Below are 18,543 nucleotides of genomic sequence, written 5' to 3' on the forward strand. Positions count from 1 at the left end.
GCGGAACTGTCAGATAGCCCCGACCTTTGATTTATAGTTTTATATTTCAAAATAGCACTGAACCCATTATTGCTTATACACAATGTTCCCGCCATGTGCTTTTATCTTAACGAAAAGTGTTTTTCCGAATATCTATTGGTGGAATCTTCTGTTTCTACCAAATCGCTCACAATGATTTCAATTATCTCTTTGATTTTATCCGGGTTGATGCCGTTTCGCTCATCAGTAGTTATGAGCCTGTCCATCAAACCATATTCATCATACGTTTTCTTTTTTACGTTGTGCCAGGTCCATTCGTACTTCTTATTTCCAAGCCGTCCTAAATGCTCCCAATACCAGATACCTTTTTTGGTGATTAAGGTAAAATCTGTTTTCATAGGCAGTTGCTGATCGTCCACAGTTGGTTTTATCTCATAGAAGAATTTCAATTCATCTTCTCCGCATTCCTTTTGAGCCTCTTTTAGTGCCTGATAGATCAATAGCTCCACCCTCGATTCAATGAAAACACCATCTACCTCCAGTGCATAATAACGATATGGTTTATCGAGCAACAGGGTTGTTCTTCTGCTTTCGGTGTATGAGCGCGAACGGGCTTTTTCTAAAACAGATTTTTCAAATGGTTCTTCTTTATCACCTTGCACAAATAGGGTGATGGACTCCCTGCTGCGGGTTAATGCCGTGTATATTAATTCCTTTGAAAGCAATCCCGGTTTTTTGGGCAGGATGAAGAAGCAATGATTAAATCCGCTTCCTTGGGCTTTGTGCACCGTGATGGCATAAGCCAAATCAAACTCTTCCAATTCAGTACTTCTAATACCCTTTTCACCATACACCGGCATGGGGTCATCAAGCTCAGGAAAATGTAAAAGCGTTTCGCTGTCATCCCGAATCAAACCAATAGAACCATTGGACAAGATGAGCTTGCCTTTTTCATAATAGTTCTTGGTGCGAATGATTTTATCTGATTGCTTAAACCAGTCATTGATTAATTCAAGTTCCTGTTTGGATTTGTAAGATCGCTGAATATAATCATTGATTTGTCCTGAACCGAAATACTCTGATCGATAAGGAGTGATTAACTGGAAGTTTTCAAGATTATAAGCCTGTTTTGGAGATAATTCGCCTGTTTGCTGTAATCCGTAAAGTTGGTTTAGTTTTTCATCGGTATTACCGACCAAAGGAGTTTCAAGGTTTGAACACAACCAGTCAAATTCTTCATTAACATGGCTGTAAAGCTCTTCTTCGTTGGTCCAATAATGGATTCTAAATCCTTTTGAAATATCGGTTTTACCGGATGATAAAATTGAAACCAAGTCTGCATCAATTTCCCCATCGGGAATAAAGCCTTCGGCAAAATCCAATATGCGGCTTTCGGCCAACTCCTGTCTGCAATTGGTTTGTAACTCAATACACTTATCAGTATGCTCTGTATTGGTTCTTAAGAAATATAGAATATCTTTCAACACTTTTCCATATCCAATGGCGGGTAATTGGTGCGGATCGCCCACCAGAACCAATCGTTTGAAGGAAGGCACTTCTACATTAATGAGCCTTAGTAAATCTCGGAGCTTCATTAAGTCAACCATCGACATTTCGTCAATGATGATGTTTTGGAAACTTTGCAGGGTAGGAATTGTCATTTTCTTAGTCCTGATGTCTGCCAGTACCTTGTCAATGGTGAACGCCTCAATGCCTTTGAAATCCGGATCTGTTCTTAACCGCAAAGCTGCTTTGCCTGTTGGGGCAAGCAATAAATATTTTTCGCCTCTTTTCTTCCATTCTGTAATGATGTTCAACAGCTCATACGATTTGCCGCTACCGGGATTTCCGGCCAATACAAATAACCTGTTGCGGTAAATGTTCTCGTACAATTGCTGTCGCTCGCTTCGGAATAAATTATCTTCAAAAGCACCACCCAGTTTGCCGCCTAATTTCTCGCAACTTGTATTGATATAATCGTCAAGGCCAGGATAGGTGGTCGTTAAAGATTCGTTTTGAATAAGCTGATGAATTACTTTTTCGATTTCTCCTTCAGCTTTATACACTTCGTACAGGTAAAAGTAGTTGGTGTCATTCTCCGAAATCACTTTCACCTTGTCTTCGGTTTCTTCAAAGTGAATTTTGTAATCGGCTTTCAGACTATGGAAGAAATGAGCCGGAATCTGGTACTCTGTACCCATGTTGTAAAACAGCGGATAGGCTTTCATCGCATTTTCCAATTCTTCTGCATCCACAAAACAATGGCCGGTATTTTCTAGCGTTCGCAGATAGCGAATGGTCAACGCTCTTAGTCTTCGCTTGTCGTTGTTGCGTATTTGCCGTTGCAAATCTTTACGTTCTATATCGAAGCGGGTATCCGGGAAGTAGGCTACATCTATTTTGAACAGGTCAATCGGGCTGTCGGTCTCTTCACCCGTTACCGGATCAAGTAAAGCATCGTAGGCTTGGTAATCTTCGTACAGCAAATAGGGATTTGAGCAGATTTCATCCAGATTGTGACTGGCCCGCTCGTCATCTATGGTCTTCTTCCAATCGCCAGATAATTTGAGCTTACCAGATAGAATTCGTTTGTACTGAAAGGGTTTCAGGTTGAGCATGCACAAATGCAAAAATTGCTCTTCACTGAGGCCATAATTATCTTCCAGTGCTTCTTTCACATCTTTAAGCAATCCGGCATACTTTCGATAGGTTTTGTTGCCATTCGGATTTTCAATCAATGCAAGGAAAGTGTCGAAATATTCATCCTGCTCGCTATGCTGTAATTCTTCGATCAACTCATCCAACAAAAACTCTTGTTTATCCCAATTTAAAATGCTGCGGCAGATAGCGGAGAATCCAGGAAAGTAGGTGCGCTTTTTCCAGCAAAAAGAAAGCAACTGCTCTACGGCATCAATGCGGTCATGCATTTCGGCAGGTGGCACAATGCCATCGTCTTTGCAATCGATGAGCTGCTTGCGCATTTTAGTTAGAATGAAAATGGCCTCATCGTCATCCACATCCATGGCTACATACTTAAAGCAGTGGTTGAGTTCAGGCTCGGTGATGGCAACCTTGATTTTATTCAGCAATTGTTCTTTGCCCTCTGCATCAAAGCCTTGCTGATTCACATAATCCAGATACTCATGATAGGGCATGCGTACCAGTAAGTTAGGCTCCTGAAAGGAATAGCGGATGGCCCAGTTCATGGACGGAAAATTCCGGAACTTGGGTTTGCTCACTTTCTTTTTGTCAACTAAGTCCTTTGGGCCGAAATAGTGGTAATCACCCTTATCTTTCACCAAGCCACAACCCACCACCAGGTATTGCTGGTCTTCTTCGGTGAGCGGATTGCTGAACTTGGCATACATAAAAGCCACCGACTGACCTTTGCGCACGGCATTGTTAAACTTAGGTATGCGCACCGACTCTAGGTTTCTTGGATAGGCGCCATCGGCTCTTTCTTGCTCTTTGGTTCGTGTAAACGAAACCGCAAAAGGCCAACTAAACATAGATTGTGCTGGCAGCTCTTCTTCAATCAGGGTTAAGCCTGGGTCGGCAGGGTTATCGTGTTTTACGGCGATGCTATGCTTACCAAACAGGTTGACACTCCAAAAGCAAGGTGGCACATATTCTTCTGTAATAGGCTGACCTTTGAAGGCCAACTCCTGTTCCAGATTTTTCTCTTTGCGCTTGCGCAAACGTTCTGAGAGTAAGGAATGAAAACCGCTGCAATAGCGATTCTTTAAAGGGTCTTTGCAAATACTGCCATCCCATTTATTATCGTGCCAGGCCACCCGAAAGGTGACATGCCGGGCTTTGATTTTATTATCGTGCTCCAGGGCTTCTTCGGCATCTTCATTCGCATCAGCCTGAGCCATCAAACGTTCAATTTTATCTGCTAAGCCAAGCCCCCAGCGGATGTCTCTATCGGCCGGCCGGTAGTATTGACCTGCTTTCTTTGCCATTCGTATAAGGCAACCTCTATCCTCAAATGTAAACAGGCGCTTGTTCTCAGGCAGCTGGGTAAAGTTAATGAATGCCTGCCAATCCTCTTCGGAGTAATTGTCGTAATCCGACCGCATTATGTCGAGATCGTAAGGATTGTTAATGTCGTATTTCCGTGCCATTAGTTAATTCGTCATTTATTTTTAGGATTGGCGGTAACGGTTTGTGTATGGTGCGTATCCTGCAGGGTATATACTATACACATTGTTGGCGGTATTTATTTTAATTTTCTTTCAATAAATCTTGTCGTAAGTTCAACGATATTTTCTTTGGAATACTTGAGAATATCAAAGTCTCCATTAGTCAAGGTGTTGATATACTCTTGCACTATCATATTTGGTGGGAACAGTCCAAATAAGGAAAACCATAGTCGCCTAAATCCATTTGCATAGAAGTCAACTGTTTGTTTCACCTTTTCCGCAGTTATGAATGCATTGAGCAGTTCTTTCCGAGCGGCATTATGTCTTATTGGAACAACAAATGATTGCTCATTACAATTTATGGAATCCTGATAGGCTTCTTCTGAATTAAGTCCGTGAATGGCAATGAATTGTACTGATTCTTGCGATTCATAAAACTGAATTATGAAATCATTGAAAAAGATGAGAAATGGGTTTTTGTCATTTGTGAATCCAACAAAATTCGAAGTGTATTCTGCTTGTCCACCTGTAGTTTCTAGGTATGTTACAGATAAAGGGTAGATTGAAATGTCTTGAACGTCATAATTGTCTGAATTGAGAATAAACAATCTTAGGTTTTCAGCAACTTCTTGTGGCAGGTCTATGGATTCTTCACAGATATGAGTTCGCCATATTTGTAAGTAAAAGAAAAGACGAAATAATTTGTTATCATCTATTTCGATTGTTGCTCTTTCGTTAAGATTCTCATTCCGAAATTGAGGTAGTAGATTGTCAATAAAGGCGGTTTCTATCTCAGTGAATTTTGCTTCGCACTGTGTGCAAAAAACATGATCCACTGAGAATGGTATCTGTTTGGCTTTATCTATTTCTTCTTCTGATGCTTGACGACCAAGCGATTCTTCAAGTTTATCTATGGAAGTTCCACGTTGGAAATTGAATTCAACAAATGCACTGTTATTCGATACGTCAAAATAGAAACCCTTCTCTCGTTCTCCGCTTCCATCTTGGTTTAAACAGCTTCGAATAATACCATCGGTCAGATAGTGTGTGTTAGCCTTATCTGCTGGGTTTTCTTTGCATAATGCACAAGTGTTTTTCGACATTTTCATCTTGGTTTTGTGAACGAACCATGCTCCAAATAACTAGTATTGCTAAAGGGAATATAGTGTATACTAAGAACTAAGTAATTAATCGATGTATGTAACATTTTTTGCATGTACTTCTATAAATGTAGGAAAATTCAAGAAATGAGGTTGAACCTTACCTTGCTTATTCTTCACAAAATACCGTCAAACCCTTTGGGTCTTGCCTAACATCTTTGCTCGAAAAGCTGCATTAAGGGCTACTTTTTGCCATATCCGAAGACGATTCCATAGATGTAACCAGGTACATTATCAATCCTACGGTGATCCGGACGTTGATATTCCCCATAATACCGATTTCCTTGGGCGTCCCTTTTGGCAACCACACTGTTTGAAATGCGATGTAATATGGAGGAATGGTCAAAGTCGGTCACAATTCGGAAACTTTGTTTGGTACTCAACCCATAGGACAATAAATAATCGAATCCCTTTTGTTGGTCTTCCGTCAGTTCGGCCAACTCTTCATCATACTCCACGTTTATGAAGATGCTCCGAATAGGTCTTCCTCGGGTCGAAAAATAGTTCTTTCCCTTTTTGAGCACCTGTATGCCGGTATCTTCCCTTTCTGAAATCTCTTCCAACCATTTGTTGAGTTTGGCCCGCAGGTTTTTCCAACCATCCACACCGATATAGGCCGTTTGTACAAATTCCTGTCCTTTGATCTTAAAAAGCTGCTGGGGCAAAGTCGGTTCTTTTTTATCCCGCAAATAGCCATACCCCAACATCAGATACAATTCGTCCTTGGCGAACTCAAACGAGTACTTTTTTAATCGGCGATACTGCAACAGTTTTTCAAACAGTTTTTTGGACTGGCTTTCCCGGAAATCAATAAACGTTTTGGGATAGTAGGAAATGTATTTGTCATACTCTGGATAACTCTGCTGGAACAGTTCTTTAACCAATCGATTGTCCTGGAAGTGACCCTCTTCCAGTTTGTTGATATAAAATAGGGGCAATACTTCATCCACGATGGATACCGAAAGAATCAGGTTTTTGTCCACCGTACACCGACTGAACAGGTTGTACATTGTAAACAAGGTATCCCCTTTCATATACTTAAAGGTCACCTTGGATTTTAATAGGTCATCGGTCAGCTCAGTATAGTGGGCTTGTCGTATATCCTCCAACTTCTGGCCCTTGGCCAGAAAGTAGGGCTTGAGATCAATGGTAAAATCATTGATGATTTCCTTTTGTTTGCTGGTCCAATGTTGCACCAACATGATAAAATCCTTTTGTACCGGTGTGAAATCACAATAGGCATCCACAAAACGCATAGGCTGTAAAACTTTTTTTGATTTGTTCATCTTTGGGAGGTTTTAGGTTAATCTCTAGGAAGTTTGACGAGTTTGGGATTGTTCCGGGCCAAATCCAATAATTCCTTTTTAGAATAAAAAATGGAACGATTGATTTGGTAATAGGGCACCAATTGTTTCTTCTTCCATTTGATCAGGCATTGAACCGAAACGCCCAACATTTCAGCCGCTTCCGTTTGGGTCAACCGGTCTTCTTCCGGAGCGATGTTTGTGTCCCCAATGAGCTCCGTTTTTCGGATTTTGTCGATTACGGATTCAATAATTTTCTCCACATCTTGCTTGGAGAAGGCATAGAGTACTGCATTCTGATTGTTCATAGTAAATAGATATTTGATTATTTGATAAGTAATTATGCATGATTAGATTTTGTCCCAGGTATTGCTCATTTCACGTTGTTTAAAATTTTCGGCGATATCCACATAGCGTTTAAAGGAAGCATCATCCTTATGGCCGGTGATATTTTTCAATACCCGTTCGTTCATCCCTAAAATCAAGCTGTTGGTAACAAAGGTTTTTCGGGCGGTGTGACTGGTAATGAGTTCGTATTTCGGTCGGGTTTGGTCTACCCGGCGTTGACCAATATATCGGGTGGTGCATATCAGCTCATCGATTCCGACACGCTCACAACATTCCTTGATATACTCATTGAATTTTTGTCCGGATATTCTGGGAATGGGTTCATATACTGTCCCTTGATACCGTTCCAGAATTTCCTTGGCCATTTTGTTTAAGGGTATTTTATGGTCAGTGCTCCGGGTCTTGTGCAAGGTCATTCTGAGATGGTCCTCAAAGACATGGGCGGGGCGCAAAGCTTTCAGGTCGGAAAAGCGGAGCCCGGTAAAACATCCGAAACAATAGAGGTCGCGAACCATGGATAATCGCCTTGAGTTGAAGTCAAAATGATATAGGGATAGGAGCTCGTCCATGGTCAAATAAATGACCTCAATGTCCTCTGCAGTGCGTTTGAATTTTTTGAATTCCAGGTTGTTGTGATAGCCCCTATCAAGGGCCCAGTTCATAAAGGTTTTGACAAAGGCGATAAGCTTACCATAGTAATTGTTCAGTGTATGTCGTTCCAGAAACGCATAATCCCTAAAAGCCTCAATGAACTTGATGTCAATGGATTCAAAGAAGAGTTCAAAGGACCTGGCCTCAGCAAAGTCCTTGATAAATTGAATGGTGGACCGATATTTTTTGATGGTACTGGCGGCGCGTACGGACCGGTGTGTGGCCACAAATTCATCCAGGGCATCCACAAAGTCGATTCGTGCCATGGATGTAGGCTTGCCGTCAAGACGTTGAAGGATATAATCTTTTGTAATGGGCTTTCCAGTGAGCAGGCTTTCCCTGTAGATATGCCGAATCTTCCGATCAATATCATCCAAGATCATATTGAATTCGACGTGATAGTTGTAAGGTTCGCTTTTAAGATTGGGTTTGATGCGTTGATTGCTCCAATACTTGGGCATCACTTTAACGGAGGGAACCACCTTTCTAATCTTTTTGGATCCGTGGGTGATGATCATCCGGACTGGAGCCAATCCCTTCTGGTTCTGTTTTTCTTTTCTAAGATTAAAATAAACGTGTAACATGCAACAACTCGTTTGAATCAGTGTTAATTTGATTTTCGTTAACGAGGTTGAATGTCAATTAAGCGGGGGTCAGAAAGGGGGTCTGGTTTAGATTGAAATTTTCTAATATTTCGTAGACCAAAATCCTACATCGCCTAAGAGCTTCAAATATAAGGGTTTAACCTTGGCTTATGAACACTGTCCAATTTCAAATGTTCAGGTGGGACCACAATTAAAATCCGTAACTAGTTTGTTTACAACATGTTGCGTATTTTTTCTTATAAAAAATGTTCGATTTTTGTAGTGTGAATCTTTTGTTTCCCGTTTTTTGAGGCTTTTTCTTCAATACCCTCAACTACACTTTCTCGGCCCTGTATTTATTGGGTATTTTATCTCTAACAGACTCTTTAAATCTATGTAGAGTAGAATAAGATACTTTTTCATTAAATGCCAAGATACCCACCACTATTGACGGATGAATTTTTTTCGAAAGTGAAAACTCCGTAACCTTTTCTTCTGTTATGTATCCAATGTACTCATCAAAAAACTCTAAGATTTCATCTTGCAATAAGATCTTTTCGGCCATTTCATTTGCTTCTTTTTCTTTTTTTGAAGTTATACTGCTTGTGGAATCATCCATGAAGACCATGTTTTTATGGTTCTTTTTAGGTAAATGGAGTAGCACGTGGGATGCTTCATGTGCCATATTAAACCAAAAATTATCCACTCGGTCATACCTTCCAGTTAAAGTAATAACTGGTCCAGTTTCAGATGCAAAGGCAGCGCCATCTAAGTAAGTTTTTGATAAGTGAGAAAGAAATACAAACTTAACCCCAACTTTTCCTAGGTCATTCAAGAATTTACTAATCCCACTTTTCATAATGGTATAAGTATGAAGTTTAGACAAAAGTTCTTCTAAACCATTCTTATCATAGGGGGCAACATTTAGCTTTTGGGAATGGTTTAGGGCCATTTGATACCAAGCCCTAGCGTTTATTTCATTTGTTGGATCTTTGTATGCATCAGATTTTCTATATTCTATATTGATGTTATTAGATTCTAAAATTGAAAAATCTAGTTGTTTGTTTTTTGGGACATTCCAAAAGGAGTGCAATTGCTTGTTTAAACCTTCAATATTTTCGTAAGGCTTTAACCAACCTTTTTTCAACAACTCATTAATTGGAAGATATTTGTATACTTCTACTTGGCGTTCAACCAATTGTTCCTTTGCTTCTTCAATCTTTTTAGAAAGCTGATAACTAGTATCTAACATTATCCACTCATGAGCCTTCCAGTCAAATACTTTTTCTAGAAGTCTTGCAATGTCAATAGATATAGGCTTTTTGTCTTTAATTATTTCATTGGTGTGTTTTAACGAAATGGTTAATATATGGGCTAAATCATCTTGAGTCCATCCATAGGAAGACAGAAAATATTTTAAAGCTTGACCTGGGGTTTGAAAATCATCAATCGTCTTGTTAGTCATAAAGCTTGTTTGAAGTATGTTGCAAGTGTTCAAATCATTACAATAGAAATAATCCATTGAAAATCAAATCGTCAGAAATAGATGCTTTGGGATATAGAATCTATATTGTAAATATAACCTTTTCGGTAAAATTTGCAAATTATTTTGAATTTTTTACTTACATGGTAAAATCTAATTTCTATATATTACCATTTAGGTAATGTTCGGTTTTCATGTTTAATAATATTTATTATCTTTGACAGAGTTCAGGTTGTCTGAAACAAAAAAATCAGGCAGAAAACTACCTGATTTTGGTCTTAAAGTTTGAATTTACAAGGGCTGCGAACCCGAGTAAACCTTTGATTTTGTTCACCGCAAAGGTATGAATTCTTCTTTAAAATACCAAATGGTTGCTTTTTCTGCCTGATTACTCAATAATTTTTAAAGCATTTAAGTCGCCTTACTATTTTTTTACTTCGCTAAAAACAGGATAAGTCTGTGAGCTATAACAGGCGCCTATTTTCCCGTTGATTTACTCCTGATGTAGTTCACGAGTATCAGGGTTTAAAATATCTAGCAAAACACATTTTTTAATAATTATAAAAAACATTTCCAAATGGAGATAAAAAGTGATAATCAAACCAAGAAGGAGTTAAATATAACAATCAAGACTCCTAAAGGTGATTTAAAACAGACCTTTTCCAAGACAAATAAGGTAAGCGCAGTGATTAATTATGTTGTTCAAAAGTTGGGGCTATCCCAAAATGGGCAATATGAACTAAGAACTGAGGATAATCCGACTGAAGCACTGCAACCAGAAAGAACTCTTGTGAGTTATAAGATTGAAGATTGTAGTGTTTTGGTTTTTGTTGATTTTGGTAAGGCCGTATGAGTGTTGCCAAGCATATTTCACTGATGAAAGTCCGAAAGGAGATGGAGGCTTTATCAGAGTATGCAAATAAGTGCGGTTGGCTCATCAGTGATATTGATGAGCCCAACCAAACTTTTACAGTAACAATGAAATCTCCATTGGATAATGAGGTGTATATTTTGGAGGTATGTTTTAGCGACTATCCCGAGCTTCCTCCTATCCTCGAATTTATTGACCCCACAACTGGAGCTAAAGGCACTAGAAATGCCTACCCAAGCGGAACGGACTCATTCTTTCATAAAAGGCAACCTCCATTTATATGTAATCCATGCTCTAGAAAAGCCTACAGGGAATTTCATCCACAAGGTGTTCACGGTAATTGGAAGATGATAGGGTGGCAAGAAAATGCTGAGGCCAGTTCACTGATAAATTTTGATGGAATACTTAAAGCAATTTATTCAAGAATCAGTAATGAAAAAAAATATGAATGTCAGCGGATGGCTTAGTTTTTTCTGGAAGAAAAGGAAACTTCGGATAAGCCCTAATGATGGACTCAGGTATTCCGTTTCACAAGGTGTTATTAATAAGACGGAAGAGATTCTGTTGCAGTATGGGACGCTTAAGAATCCAAATGAAGGTTTTGTTTATTGGGGAGGTACACAAAATGGCGATGACGTTTTCATAAATACTGTAGTTGCTCCTGACACAATATCTACAGAAGGAAGTGTAGAAGTTAGTAAAGAATCGATTTTTTTTTACATAAAAACCCTTTCAGACAACAACATTGTCCACATAGGTCAGGTCCACTCCCATCCTAGCTCTTGGGTCGATCATTCTAGTGGGGACGATGAATGGGCTTCATTTAAAAACGAAGGCCTGGTTTCCATTGTTGTACCAGAGTATGGACTTAACGGCATGCTTCCCTTAAAAACTTGTGGTGTTCACAGATATACTTTTGGGATGTTTAGAAGACTAAGCAACAGTTATATCTCAAAAAGGTTTAATCTGGTAGATGAGGAGTTTAAGTTTTTTGATTTACGAAACAAAAATGATGAAAGATGGAAGAAATAGACTGGTATAAAAAAAGAAATGATAGAACCAATCGGATTGATGGGGTGGCTTTGAATTCTTCAGAAGCGCAAATAGGAGTTATTATTGAAGAAGGGTTACACTATACAAATCAATTGATGGCAAAAATCACATTGAATATAATGGCTAGATGGTGCGGCAACATAAGTATTCAGGTCGATGATTCAATTTGTACACTTTATGGTAAAGAGGGAATGAAATTAAAGGATTTATTAGCTGTGACGGTTAATGAAACTGACCCATACTGTAATTTAAGGTTTGAAAAAGTTGACGTTGATAAGTTTGATTTGATTCTGGTAGTTGGAAAACCAGTCAAAGAATTAGAAAAGGATTATTATTGGATAGATGCTGATGGTTGGATTAGTTCTTTTGGGTTTGGTGAATTTTGCGGTGTAAAAGGAGGAAAAAAAAGTAAAATAGTTGATTTGATAGGTGCTGCTTATTCATCAACAGCAATTAATTCATTGATGTTTGAAGATTTTTTGGGACTTAGAAAGCGAGAGGTTTTTGAGAGGTATATATCATTGTACGACTTTTCCCAGCACAATCAGCCTGAAGAACTCGCTAACCCTAGTATTGGTATTAGTTGCTTGGATATGGGAAAATGTCTTCAAGTTGGAGCAGGAGCTGTTGGCTCTAGTTTTGATTATTTAATTTCATTGATTCCTTTGCAGGGTAACTTAACCATTGTTGATTATGATTATGTGGACATATCTAATACAAGCAGTTCATTAGCCTTTACCGCAACGGATGCCCATAATCAGATTAAAAAAATAGTAAGATGTAAGGAGATACTAAAGGAAACTGACTTTTTCAAAGTCGATCCACATGAAGGAGATTATAATTCTTATCAAAAAAGTGCTGAGGAACAAGATTTTCCAGACCTTATTTTGTGTTTGGCCAATGAAAGAAATATTTGGTCTTCAATCCAGTACAATGACCCTCCTATTGTTCTTAGTGCTACAACCTCTCCAAACTGGGGTATAAATTTTGGCAGACATATTCCATTTACAGAAAGATGTTTAGTTTGTACATTTGGGATTGAAGAATATCAGACTACTCCAGTTTGTTCTGAGATTGTTGTTGTTGAAGATTCTGGAGAAGAAGAAAAACTTGGCTCGCTACCATTTTTATCCACAATGTCGGCGGTGTTCGTTATTGCTGAAATTTTTAAGTTGAATTTGGCTCCAAAATATCCAGTGACCAGCAATTTTATACAGCTATCAATGAAAGATTTGCCGAATTCTAAGGTTTTAGATTTGCAAGTACCCAAAGGCAAGGGTTGCAAAGTATGTTCAAGCCAAAATAGAGATACCTATTATTCAGGGTATATGGAAAGTAAGTTTTTTCAAAATACATAGTGATAACAACAAGAATTATGAGACTTTAAAGAATAAGCCCATCAAAAAATTCTTTAGGAGAAACCTCAAAGTATTTGCATAGCACAAGCAAAGTTTCAGGACTATATTGCTAACAATTCGCTTTAATGGGTCCGAGTTCTAAACTCAAAGAATGCAGTGGAGTTATTTCAAGTCAAAATTCAAATAAACGGTGATTAAAATGTACCTTCCTTTCCTCCCAAAAACTTCACAAAATACCGGCAAACCCCAAAGGTCTTGTCTCATACCTTTGCTTGTTTTGCTTCGTTAAGTTCACAAGTACATTTCTTAAAGTAGGTTTTGTTAACGGAATGAGGTTTATGCTCAAAAAAGCAGCTTAATTGATTTTCCTTTTTCGGAACCAAAGATCCTCCAAACTAAGATTGAGGGTCAACGTATGATAGTTTTCCTTGATTAGGATATTTTGAATTTGGCCTTTAGATCCGTAAGCATATGAAATATTAATTATCGAGTTGGAGGCAATTCCTACCGGCAGGCCAAGTCCAGCCGTTAGGGTATATCCGTCGATTTTCTTTTCATTGATGGCCAAGTAACCATTGTCATAGTTAAATCCTGCTCGAAATTTTATACGTTTCCAATAGTTGAACCCCCTCCTTTGACTTGAATATTCCAACCCAAAGGCATAAATGTCTTGATCCCTATAGGTTCCAATGTTCTCTGTCTGATTGGTTGCATCCCAAAAATTATGCTTAAAATCAGCAGTTAAGGTCAATTGTTCCTTAAACGTGGTGCTTAAACCAAACCCAATCTCCATGGGTAATTTAAAGTCTGAAACATCATCTGCCTGATCTGCTTCAACGGTTACTTCAATGTTGTCCAAGGTCTTATAAACGGATCGCGTCAAGTTTCCATTTAAGGTAATTGGAAGTTTCAAAGTACTGCCAATGGTGAGTTCGTCCATGATGTCAAACTGCATCCCAAATCCCAGCCGAAGTCCCTTATAGTTGGTGGTTTCATTCAGTTCAAAGTAACTATTACTAATTTGAAATGCCTCACTTTCCTCTATGTTGCCAAAAAGCAATGAGGCATTTAAACCAATTCGGAAAGTATTGGAAACCCCATATCCTAAATTAAGACTCAGATCATTCAACCCACCCAATCCGGACACATTGCTTTCAAAAGTTTCATCTGACCCCTCTATATTGCTTTCCAAACCCAACAAACTATATCCCACATCACTGTATGGAACAAGGCTTATCCCTGCCCCGAATCTTTCGGCAATCCTAAATGCAAAGGCCAGGTTGGAAAAATTGAAGGTTGTTTTTGACTCGTTGTCCCCTTTATTGCTGTACCTGTTAAACTCCCCCACTATCCCAATATCATAAAAAAAGGAATTCTCCGGTATCAGGGCATAATTTGATGGGTTGAGATTATTGATGTCAGTATCAGATCGCAGCCCAATACCACTATAACCCATACCGTTGGTTTTCCCGATACTGGTCTGGTTGATAATTCCCATTCCATACAAGGAATAGGGTGAACTTGTTAGACCTTCAGATTGTGCAAACAATCCGTTACTTGAAATGACATAAAGTACAATAGACACTAATTTAATCCTCTTCATCGTAAATAGCATAGGTTATTTCAAGTACAGTACTCCATTGGGAATCATCCATTGCATTCAAAATGAATCGATCAACGGTGGAATTATAATTGTTCGGCAAAAAAATAAGCGACTCATCAGTTTCCCGGGCATTCATCAATTCTTCTAAATAGCTTCCTACAAAAAATTCATAGTAGATATCGTTAAACTCCTCATTTTCCCGATTCAGAACTCCTCGGACAGCAGTGGATTCACCAACGGTCAACTGGGATGTAATATCATTGTTTCGATCAGCGATAAAAATTGAAATACTGTCGCGAAGTATAAGTTTGTCATCAAAGGTACCGGAGGCGGGTTTGATTTTTAGAACCGCATTCAGTATTGTCCCTCGTCCCTTGATGTCATAAATGGTTTTGATATGTGGAAATTGGATTTTGGTGGCAATACCTACTCCCGATTGAATATAACTTACATTGTCCGCATCGGTGCTTAACAATTCCATTTCCTTATCTTGCAAAGCTTGTAACGGTACAATTGGATTTGAAGCAAGAATTTGGTTGAAAAACGGGGAAAAAGATGTGGATGATTGTGCATTTAGATCCATTTTAATGTCCAGATAACTTTGAACCCGGTCCGTTTCTTCCGCAACACTATAGTACAGCCTGATATAACAAGATTCAGCCCCTTTACTAAAACCAATAATGGATCCATTGTCCGTTTCACCGGACAATAGTGCAATTCCCTTAAAATAATCCTTGAACTGGTCGGCGTTGGTTATTTCCTTCAATTGGAATTTTGAGAACAGGTCAATTCCCAAGTCATCATCCAAGCGAATCTCCAATGTATCGGAATCCACCGGTCTTGGTAGATATTCAAAAAGGGCCAAGTCCCTATCATCATATTCGGCCATTGAGGTGTTATAGAGGTAGCCATTATCATTTGGTTTTAGTGTCTTGGTCAAACGCTTTACCCTAATGGTATTTGTAGATAAGGTGTCATTATAGTAATAGCCATCCTGTTTCAAGTACAGGGCAATACTGTCAAATTCTGCTTCTGTATCTATAGCGTAGGAATAAGGGACCATGCCCATGTAACTGTTTGATTTTATGGTGCCGAAAACAGTATCGATATACTGACCAACCAATATCCTGGCAGATTGACTGGTAACAATACTATCATATTTTATGGTCGAAGTGCGGACAGTGATGGTATCCATCAATACAACCCTTAGATTGCTGTCCGTAAAAGTTTGCCCCGCAGTAAAGTCTGAAGAATTGGAACTATCGTTCGAACAAGAAAACAATATTGGAATCAAAAGACCTACAAGCCCTAAATTTCTATACATCTGTAAAATTTGCGACTAAAGTAAAATGGGTACTTACAGTAAAAAATGTGAATAGACCAATTCTTGATCTTTGGAGACAAACACAATGTTCGATTCTATGAACACCGAAAAAGTGTTTGTAGATCAAATCCACAAGTTTGTATGTTAAAAACTGGACTTTATATATTCCCTTCCTTCTCAACTAGTATCGAAATTACCTTTGACGAAAATCAATTGATAACATGAGGAAAGCAGCACGTTTTTTTAATCCATTATTTTTTACTACCCTGATTATACTGGGATTTTATGGTTGTTCAGAAGATGATGATGATGATGACATAGGCAACTGGGTCGATCGATCGGTTTTCGATGGAAGTCCAAGGAGCGGTGTTTCGGGTTTTGTAATCGATAACATTGGCTATATGGGAGTTGGTTATGATGGTGATGACTACCTTAGTTCGTTTTGGTCTTACAATATAGAGGGTGATTATTGGTCACAAAAGGCAGATTTCCCGGGAACCCCCAGAAATGCGGCAGTAGGTTTTGAAATTAATGGTAAGGGATATATTGGATCAGGTTACGATGGCGTGGATGAACTTAATGACTTTTACGTTTATGACCCAACAAACAATAGTTGGACACAAATCGCGAGCCTTCCAAATACCAAAAGAAGAAGCGCGGTGGCCTTTGGAGCCAATGGGTATGGGTATTTTGGAACGGGCTACGATGGGGATAATGACCTTAAAGATTTTTGGAAGTACGACCCCACATCAAATACATGGACAGAGTTGGAAGGTTTTGGTGGGAATAAACGAAGGGCCGCCACTACGTTTACAATTAATGGTATAGTGTATTTCGGAACTGGTGTATCAAATGGTACATACTTGGATGATTTTTGGGCCTTTGACCCTGTAACCGAAACTTGGACCAAAAAGCTTGATCTTGACGAGGAAGATGATTATGATGTAAGTAGGAGCAATGCGGTGGGCTTTGAACTTAATGGTTATGGGTATATAGCCTGCGGTGAGATATCGGGTGCCACCAGTAGTGTCTGGGAGTATGACCCATCAACCGATACTTGGGAAGAAAAAACAAATTTTGAGGGCGCCACAAGACAGGATGCTATTGCATTTTCAAATTCTTCGCGGGCCTTCGTGGGAATGGGTAGAACAGGTACGCTGTATTTGGACGATCTTGATGAATTCTTCCCATTCGAAGAGTATGATGATGAAGATTAAATTTAACCTAACCAGTTAGTTTTAGTTGATTGTTTGGGATCAAGGTTAGCTGCCTTGGTCCCAAATCCAGTGGTTAAATATGAAGAGAGGCAATAAAATCCTTGGAACTTGTTTGCTATTGTGCCTGATTGCATATGGATTGTCCCATTTATCGACTTTTGACACTTCTGCTGAAGGAATATTGAGAAGTGAGATAATTGCGCTTCCTAACGGATATGGATATCAAATCTACAGCGGGGATCAGGTATTGATACGACAGGAATTCATCCCCGCAATATATGGCCAAACTCCCTTTTCTTCGAAAAGAGATGCGAAAGCAGTAGCTGACCTGGTTATGGAAAAAATTAAAAACCGGTCAAATCCACAGGTTACGAAGGAAGAAATGGAAGAGCTCAAAATCAGAATATTAAGCAGTCCTTGATATGAAATTCGAAACCAGACGAGTTCAATTGATTCTGATTCATATAGGAGTTTGGGCACTTTTCTATGGATTTTTCCTTTTCCCTTTCTTTTTCCAGTTGAGACAAGTTCCACCAGATTTACCAATTCGTTTGGTTTTGACCGTTGTTCTGTTCTACTTGAACTATTTCCTTTTGGTGCCCTATATCTTGCTTAAAAAAAAAACGATGACATATATCGCCATTTGTGTTTTGTTGGTGGTCCTGGCCGGGCTATCCATTCATATTGGATTTGTTCCTGAACCCAATTTGCCGCCATTTATTCGGAATGATTTGGAATTTCATGGCCCGAATCCGTTTATTGGCCAATTTTTTACCATGATCAATTTAAGTACCCCAATTTTCATTAGCGGGCTGTTAAAGATGTACGTGGAATGGCGTAAAAATGAAGATTTAAGGAAGAAGGTGGAAAATGAAAAAGTAAGCTCAGAGCTTCAATTTTTAAAGACACAATTAAATCCCCATTTTTTGTTCAACTCCCTAAACACCATCTATTCCCTATCGGTAAAAAGTTCCAATTACACTTCTGATGCCGTTATGTCCCTCTCGGAATTGATGCGTTACATGCTTTATGAGGCGGACAAGGATAGGGTCCCATTGCGAAAGGAACTGGAGTATATCAAGAACTATGTACAACTGCAGAAATTGCGATTATCGGACAGTGCCAATGTATTGCTCAAGATGTCAGGGGAGGATAAGGGCAAAGAAGTACCTCCATTGCTATTCATTTCATTCATAGAAAATGCATTCAAATATGGCACCGATTACCAAGGAAAAACCTATGTAAAAATCAATCTTAAGATTGAACCCAATAAAATCTTTTTTATGGTCGAGAACAAGATAGGTGTGCATATCAAGAAACAAAAAAGTTCTGGAGTGGGATTGGAGAACATAAAAAACCGTTTACGGTTACTTTACCCCAAAAACCATGAGCTCAAAATTTTTGATGACGGCTCAACTTTTAGGGTTGAACTCGGCCTTCTTTTGTAAACAAAATTGAAAACC

15 protein-coding genes are annotated in these 18,543 nt (G+C 38.9%); 7 read left to right on the forward strand and 8 right to left on the reverse strand.

Annotated elements, in window-relative coordinates:
- Positions 1-101: 101 nt before the first annotated feature.
- The 6 genes from EO131_RS14200 to EO131_RS14225 all read right to left on the reverse strand — a co-directional run bounded on the left by EO131_RS14200 (position 102) and on the right by EO131_RS14225 (position 9,636).
- Positions 102-4,106 carry an ATP-dependent DNA helicase gene (locus EO131_RS14200; RefSeq protein ID WP_127023582.1) on the reverse strand — a complete coding sequence of 1,335 codons (4,005 nt, stop codon included), beginning with the start codon at positions 4,104-4,106 and terminating at the stop codon, positions 102-104.
- Between the two features lie 95 nt (positions 4,107-4,201).
- Positions 4,202-5,227 carry a hypothetical protein gene (locus tag EO131_RS14205; protein WP_127023585.1) on the reverse strand — a complete coding sequence of 342 codons (1,026 nt, stop codon included), beginning with the start codon at positions 5,225-5,227 and terminating at the stop codon, positions 4,202-4,204.
- 239 nt (positions 5,228-5,466) lie between these two features.
- Positions 5,467-6,570 (reverse strand): hypothetical protein, encoded by a 1,104-nt coding sequence (locus EO131_RS14210; RefSeq protein ID WP_127023588.1) that lies wholly within the window; start codon positions 6,568-6,570, stop codon positions 5,467-5,469.
- 17 nt (positions 6,571-6,587) lie between these two features.
- Positions 6,588-6,896 (reverse strand): helix-turn-helix domain-containing protein, encoded by a 309-nt coding sequence (locus tag EO131_RS14215; RefSeq protein ID WP_127023591.1) that lies wholly within the window; start codon positions 6,894-6,896, stop codon positions 6,588-6,590.
- 42 nt (positions 6,897-6,938) lie between these two features.
- Positions 6,939-8,171 carry a site-specific integrase gene (locus EO131_RS14220; RefSeq protein WP_127023594.1) on the reverse strand — a complete coding sequence of 411 codons (1,233 nt, stop codon included), beginning with the start codon at positions 8,169-8,171 and terminating at the stop codon, positions 6,939-6,941.
- A gap of 334 nt (positions 8,172-8,505) precedes the next feature.
- Positions 8,506-9,636 (reverse strand): XRE family transcriptional regulator, encoded by a 1,131-nt coding sequence (locus EO131_RS14225; protein WP_164731702.1) that lies wholly within the window; start codon positions 9,634-9,636, stop codon positions 8,506-8,508.
- Positions 9,637-10,231: 595 nt separating this feature from the next.
- Between EO131_RS14225 and EO131_RS14230 the strand changes: the two genes are divergently transcribed.
- Genes EO131_RS14230 through EO131_RS14245 form a run of 4 tightly spaced genes read left to right on the forward strand, consistent with a single transcriptional unit; the run spans position 10,232 to position 12,936 of the window.
- The gene (locus tag EO131_RS14230; RefSeq protein ID WP_127023600.1) at positions 10,232-10,507 is read left to right on the forward strand and encodes a hypothetical protein; all 276 of its coding nucleotides are present in this window, start codon (positions 10,232-10,234) and stop codon (positions 10,505-10,507) included.
- Positions 10,508-10,530: 23 nt separating this feature from the next.
- On the forward strand, positions 10,531-10,992 hold the full coding sequence (locus EO131_RS14235) for a ubiquitin-conjugating enzyme E2 variant (protein WP_127023603.1): 462 nt from the start codon (positions 10,531-10,533) through the stop codon (positions 10,990-10,992).
- Positions 10,958-11,557: an MPN domain-containing protein gene (locus tag EO131_RS14240; protein ID WP_164731703.1), complete on the forward strand. Its 600-nt coding sequence runs from the start codon at positions 10,958-10,960 to the stop codon at positions 11,555-11,557. Before EO131_RS14235 ends, EO131_RS14240 begins: the two co-directional genes overlap by 35 nt.
- Positions 11,545-12,936: a ThiF family adenylyltransferase gene (locus EO131_RS14245; RefSeq protein ID WP_127023609.1), complete on the forward strand. Its 1,392-nt coding sequence runs from the start codon at positions 11,545-11,547 to the stop codon at positions 12,934-12,936. Before EO131_RS14240 ends, EO131_RS14245 begins: the two co-directional genes overlap by 13 nt.
- A gap of 355 nt (positions 12,937-13,291) precedes the next feature.
- Here EO131_RS14245 and EO131_RS14250 read toward each other — a convergent pair whose 3' ends face one another.
- Together EO131_RS14250 and EO131_RS14255 are read right to left on the reverse strand one after the other, a co-directional pair.
- Positions 13,292-14,434, reverse strand: coding sequence for a BamG family beta-barrel-assembly machinery protein (locus EO131_RS14250; RefSeq protein WP_241243863.1), 1,143 nt, complete (start codon positions 14,432-14,434; stop codon positions 13,292-13,294).
- Positions 14,435-14,525: 91 nt separating this feature from the next.
- Positions 14,526-15,863, reverse strand: a complete 1,338-nt coding sequence (locus tag EO131_RS14255; RefSeq protein ID WP_127023614.1) for a DUF4270 family protein — start codon at positions 15,861-15,863, stop codon at positions 14,526-14,528.
- A 221-nt stretch (positions 15,864-16,084) separates the two neighbouring features.
- Here EO131_RS14255 and EO131_RS14260 point away from each other — a divergent pair, with 221 nt between their 5' ends.
- The 3 genes from EO131_RS14260 (at position 16,085) to EO131_RS14270 (ending at position 18,528) form a co-directional block, all read left to right on the forward strand.
- Complete coding sequence (locus tag EO131_RS14260) at positions 16,085-17,080, forward strand: Kelch repeat-containing protein (protein ID WP_127023617.1); 996 nt, start codon at positions 16,085-16,087, stop codon at positions 17,078-17,080.
- A 79-nt stretch (positions 17,081-17,159) separates the two neighbouring features.
- The gene (locus EO131_RS14265; RefSeq protein WP_127023620.1) at positions 17,160-17,501 is read left to right on the forward strand and encodes a DUF4907 domain-containing protein; all 342 of its coding nucleotides are present in this window, start codon (positions 17,160-17,162) and stop codon (positions 17,499-17,501) included.
- A gap of 205 nt (positions 17,502-17,706) precedes the next feature.
- The gene (locus EO131_RS14270; protein ID WP_241243865.1) at positions 17,707-18,528 is read left to right on the forward strand and encodes a sensor histidine kinase; all 822 of its coding nucleotides are present in this window, start codon (positions 17,707-17,709) and stop codon (positions 18,526-18,528) included.
- The last annotated feature ends 15 nt before the right edge of the window (positions 18,529-18,543 follow it).

This window comes from Flagellimonas beolgyonensis, from assembly GCF_003992615.1.
Lineage (GTDB): Bacteria > Bacteroidota > Bacteroidia > Flavobacteriales > Flavobacteriaceae > Flagellimonas > Flagellimonas beolgyonensis.

Bases quoted from the DNA above. Each gene is read 5' to 3' on its own strand.
- EO131_RS14205 (WP_127023585.1), bottom strand. From the start codon at position 5,227: ATGTCGAAAAACACTTGTGCATTATGCAAAGAAAACCCAGCAGATAAG.
- EO131_RS14225 (WP_164731702.1), bottom strand. From the start codon at position 9,636: ATGACTAACAAGACGATTGATGATTTTCAAACCCCAGGTCAAGCTTTA.
- EO131_RS14220 (WP_127023594.1), bottom strand. From the start codon at position 8,171: ATGTTACACGTTTATTTTAATCTTAGAAAAGAAAAACAGAACCAGAAG.
- EO131_RS14210 (WP_127023588.1), bottom strand. From the start codon at position 6,570: ATGAACAAATCAAAAAAAGTTTTACAGCCTATGCGTTTTGTGGATGCC.
- EO131_RS14250 (WP_241243863.1), bottom strand. From the start codon at position 14,434: ATGGGAATTATCAACCAGACCAGTATCGGGAAAACCAACGGTATGGGT.
- EO131_RS14265 (WP_127023620.1), top strand. From the start codon at position 17,160: ATGAAGAGAGGCAATAAAATCCTTGGAACTTGTTTGCTATTGTGCCTG.
- EO131_RS14270 (WP_241243865.1), top strand. From the start codon at position 17,707: ATGACATATATCGCCATTTGTGTTTTGTTGGTGGTCCTGGCCGGGCTA.
- EO131_RS14200 (WP_127023582.1), bottom strand. From the start codon at position 4,106: ATGGCACGGAAATACGACATTAACAATCCTTACGATCTCGACATAATG.
- EO131_RS14260 (WP_127023617.1), top strand. From the start codon at position 16,085: ATGAGGAAAGCAGCACGTTTTTTTAATCCATTATTTTTTACTACCCTG.
- EO131_RS14215 (WP_127023591.1), bottom strand. From the start codon at position 6,896: ATGAACAATCAGAATGCAGTACTCTATGCCTTCTCCAAGCAAGATGTG.
- EO131_RS14230 (WP_127023600.1), top strand. From the start codon at position 10,232: ATGGAGATAAAAAGTGATAATCAAACCAAGAAGGAGTTAAATATAACA.
- EO131_RS14240 (WP_164731703.1), top strand. From the start codon at position 10,958: ATGAAAAAAAATATGAATGTCAGCGGATGGCTTAGTTTTTTCTGGAAG.
- EO131_RS14255 (WP_127023614.1), bottom strand. From the start codon at position 15,863: ATGTATAGAAATTTAGGGCTTGTAGGTCTTTTGATTCCAATATTGTTT.
- EO131_RS14245 (WP_127023609.1), top strand. From the start codon at position 11,545: ATGGAAGAAATAGACTGGTATAAAAAAAGAAATGATAGAACCAATCGG.
- EO131_RS14235 (WP_127023603.1), top strand. From the start codon at position 10,531: ATGAAAGTCCGAAAGGAGATGGAGGCTTTATCAGAGTATGCAAATAAG.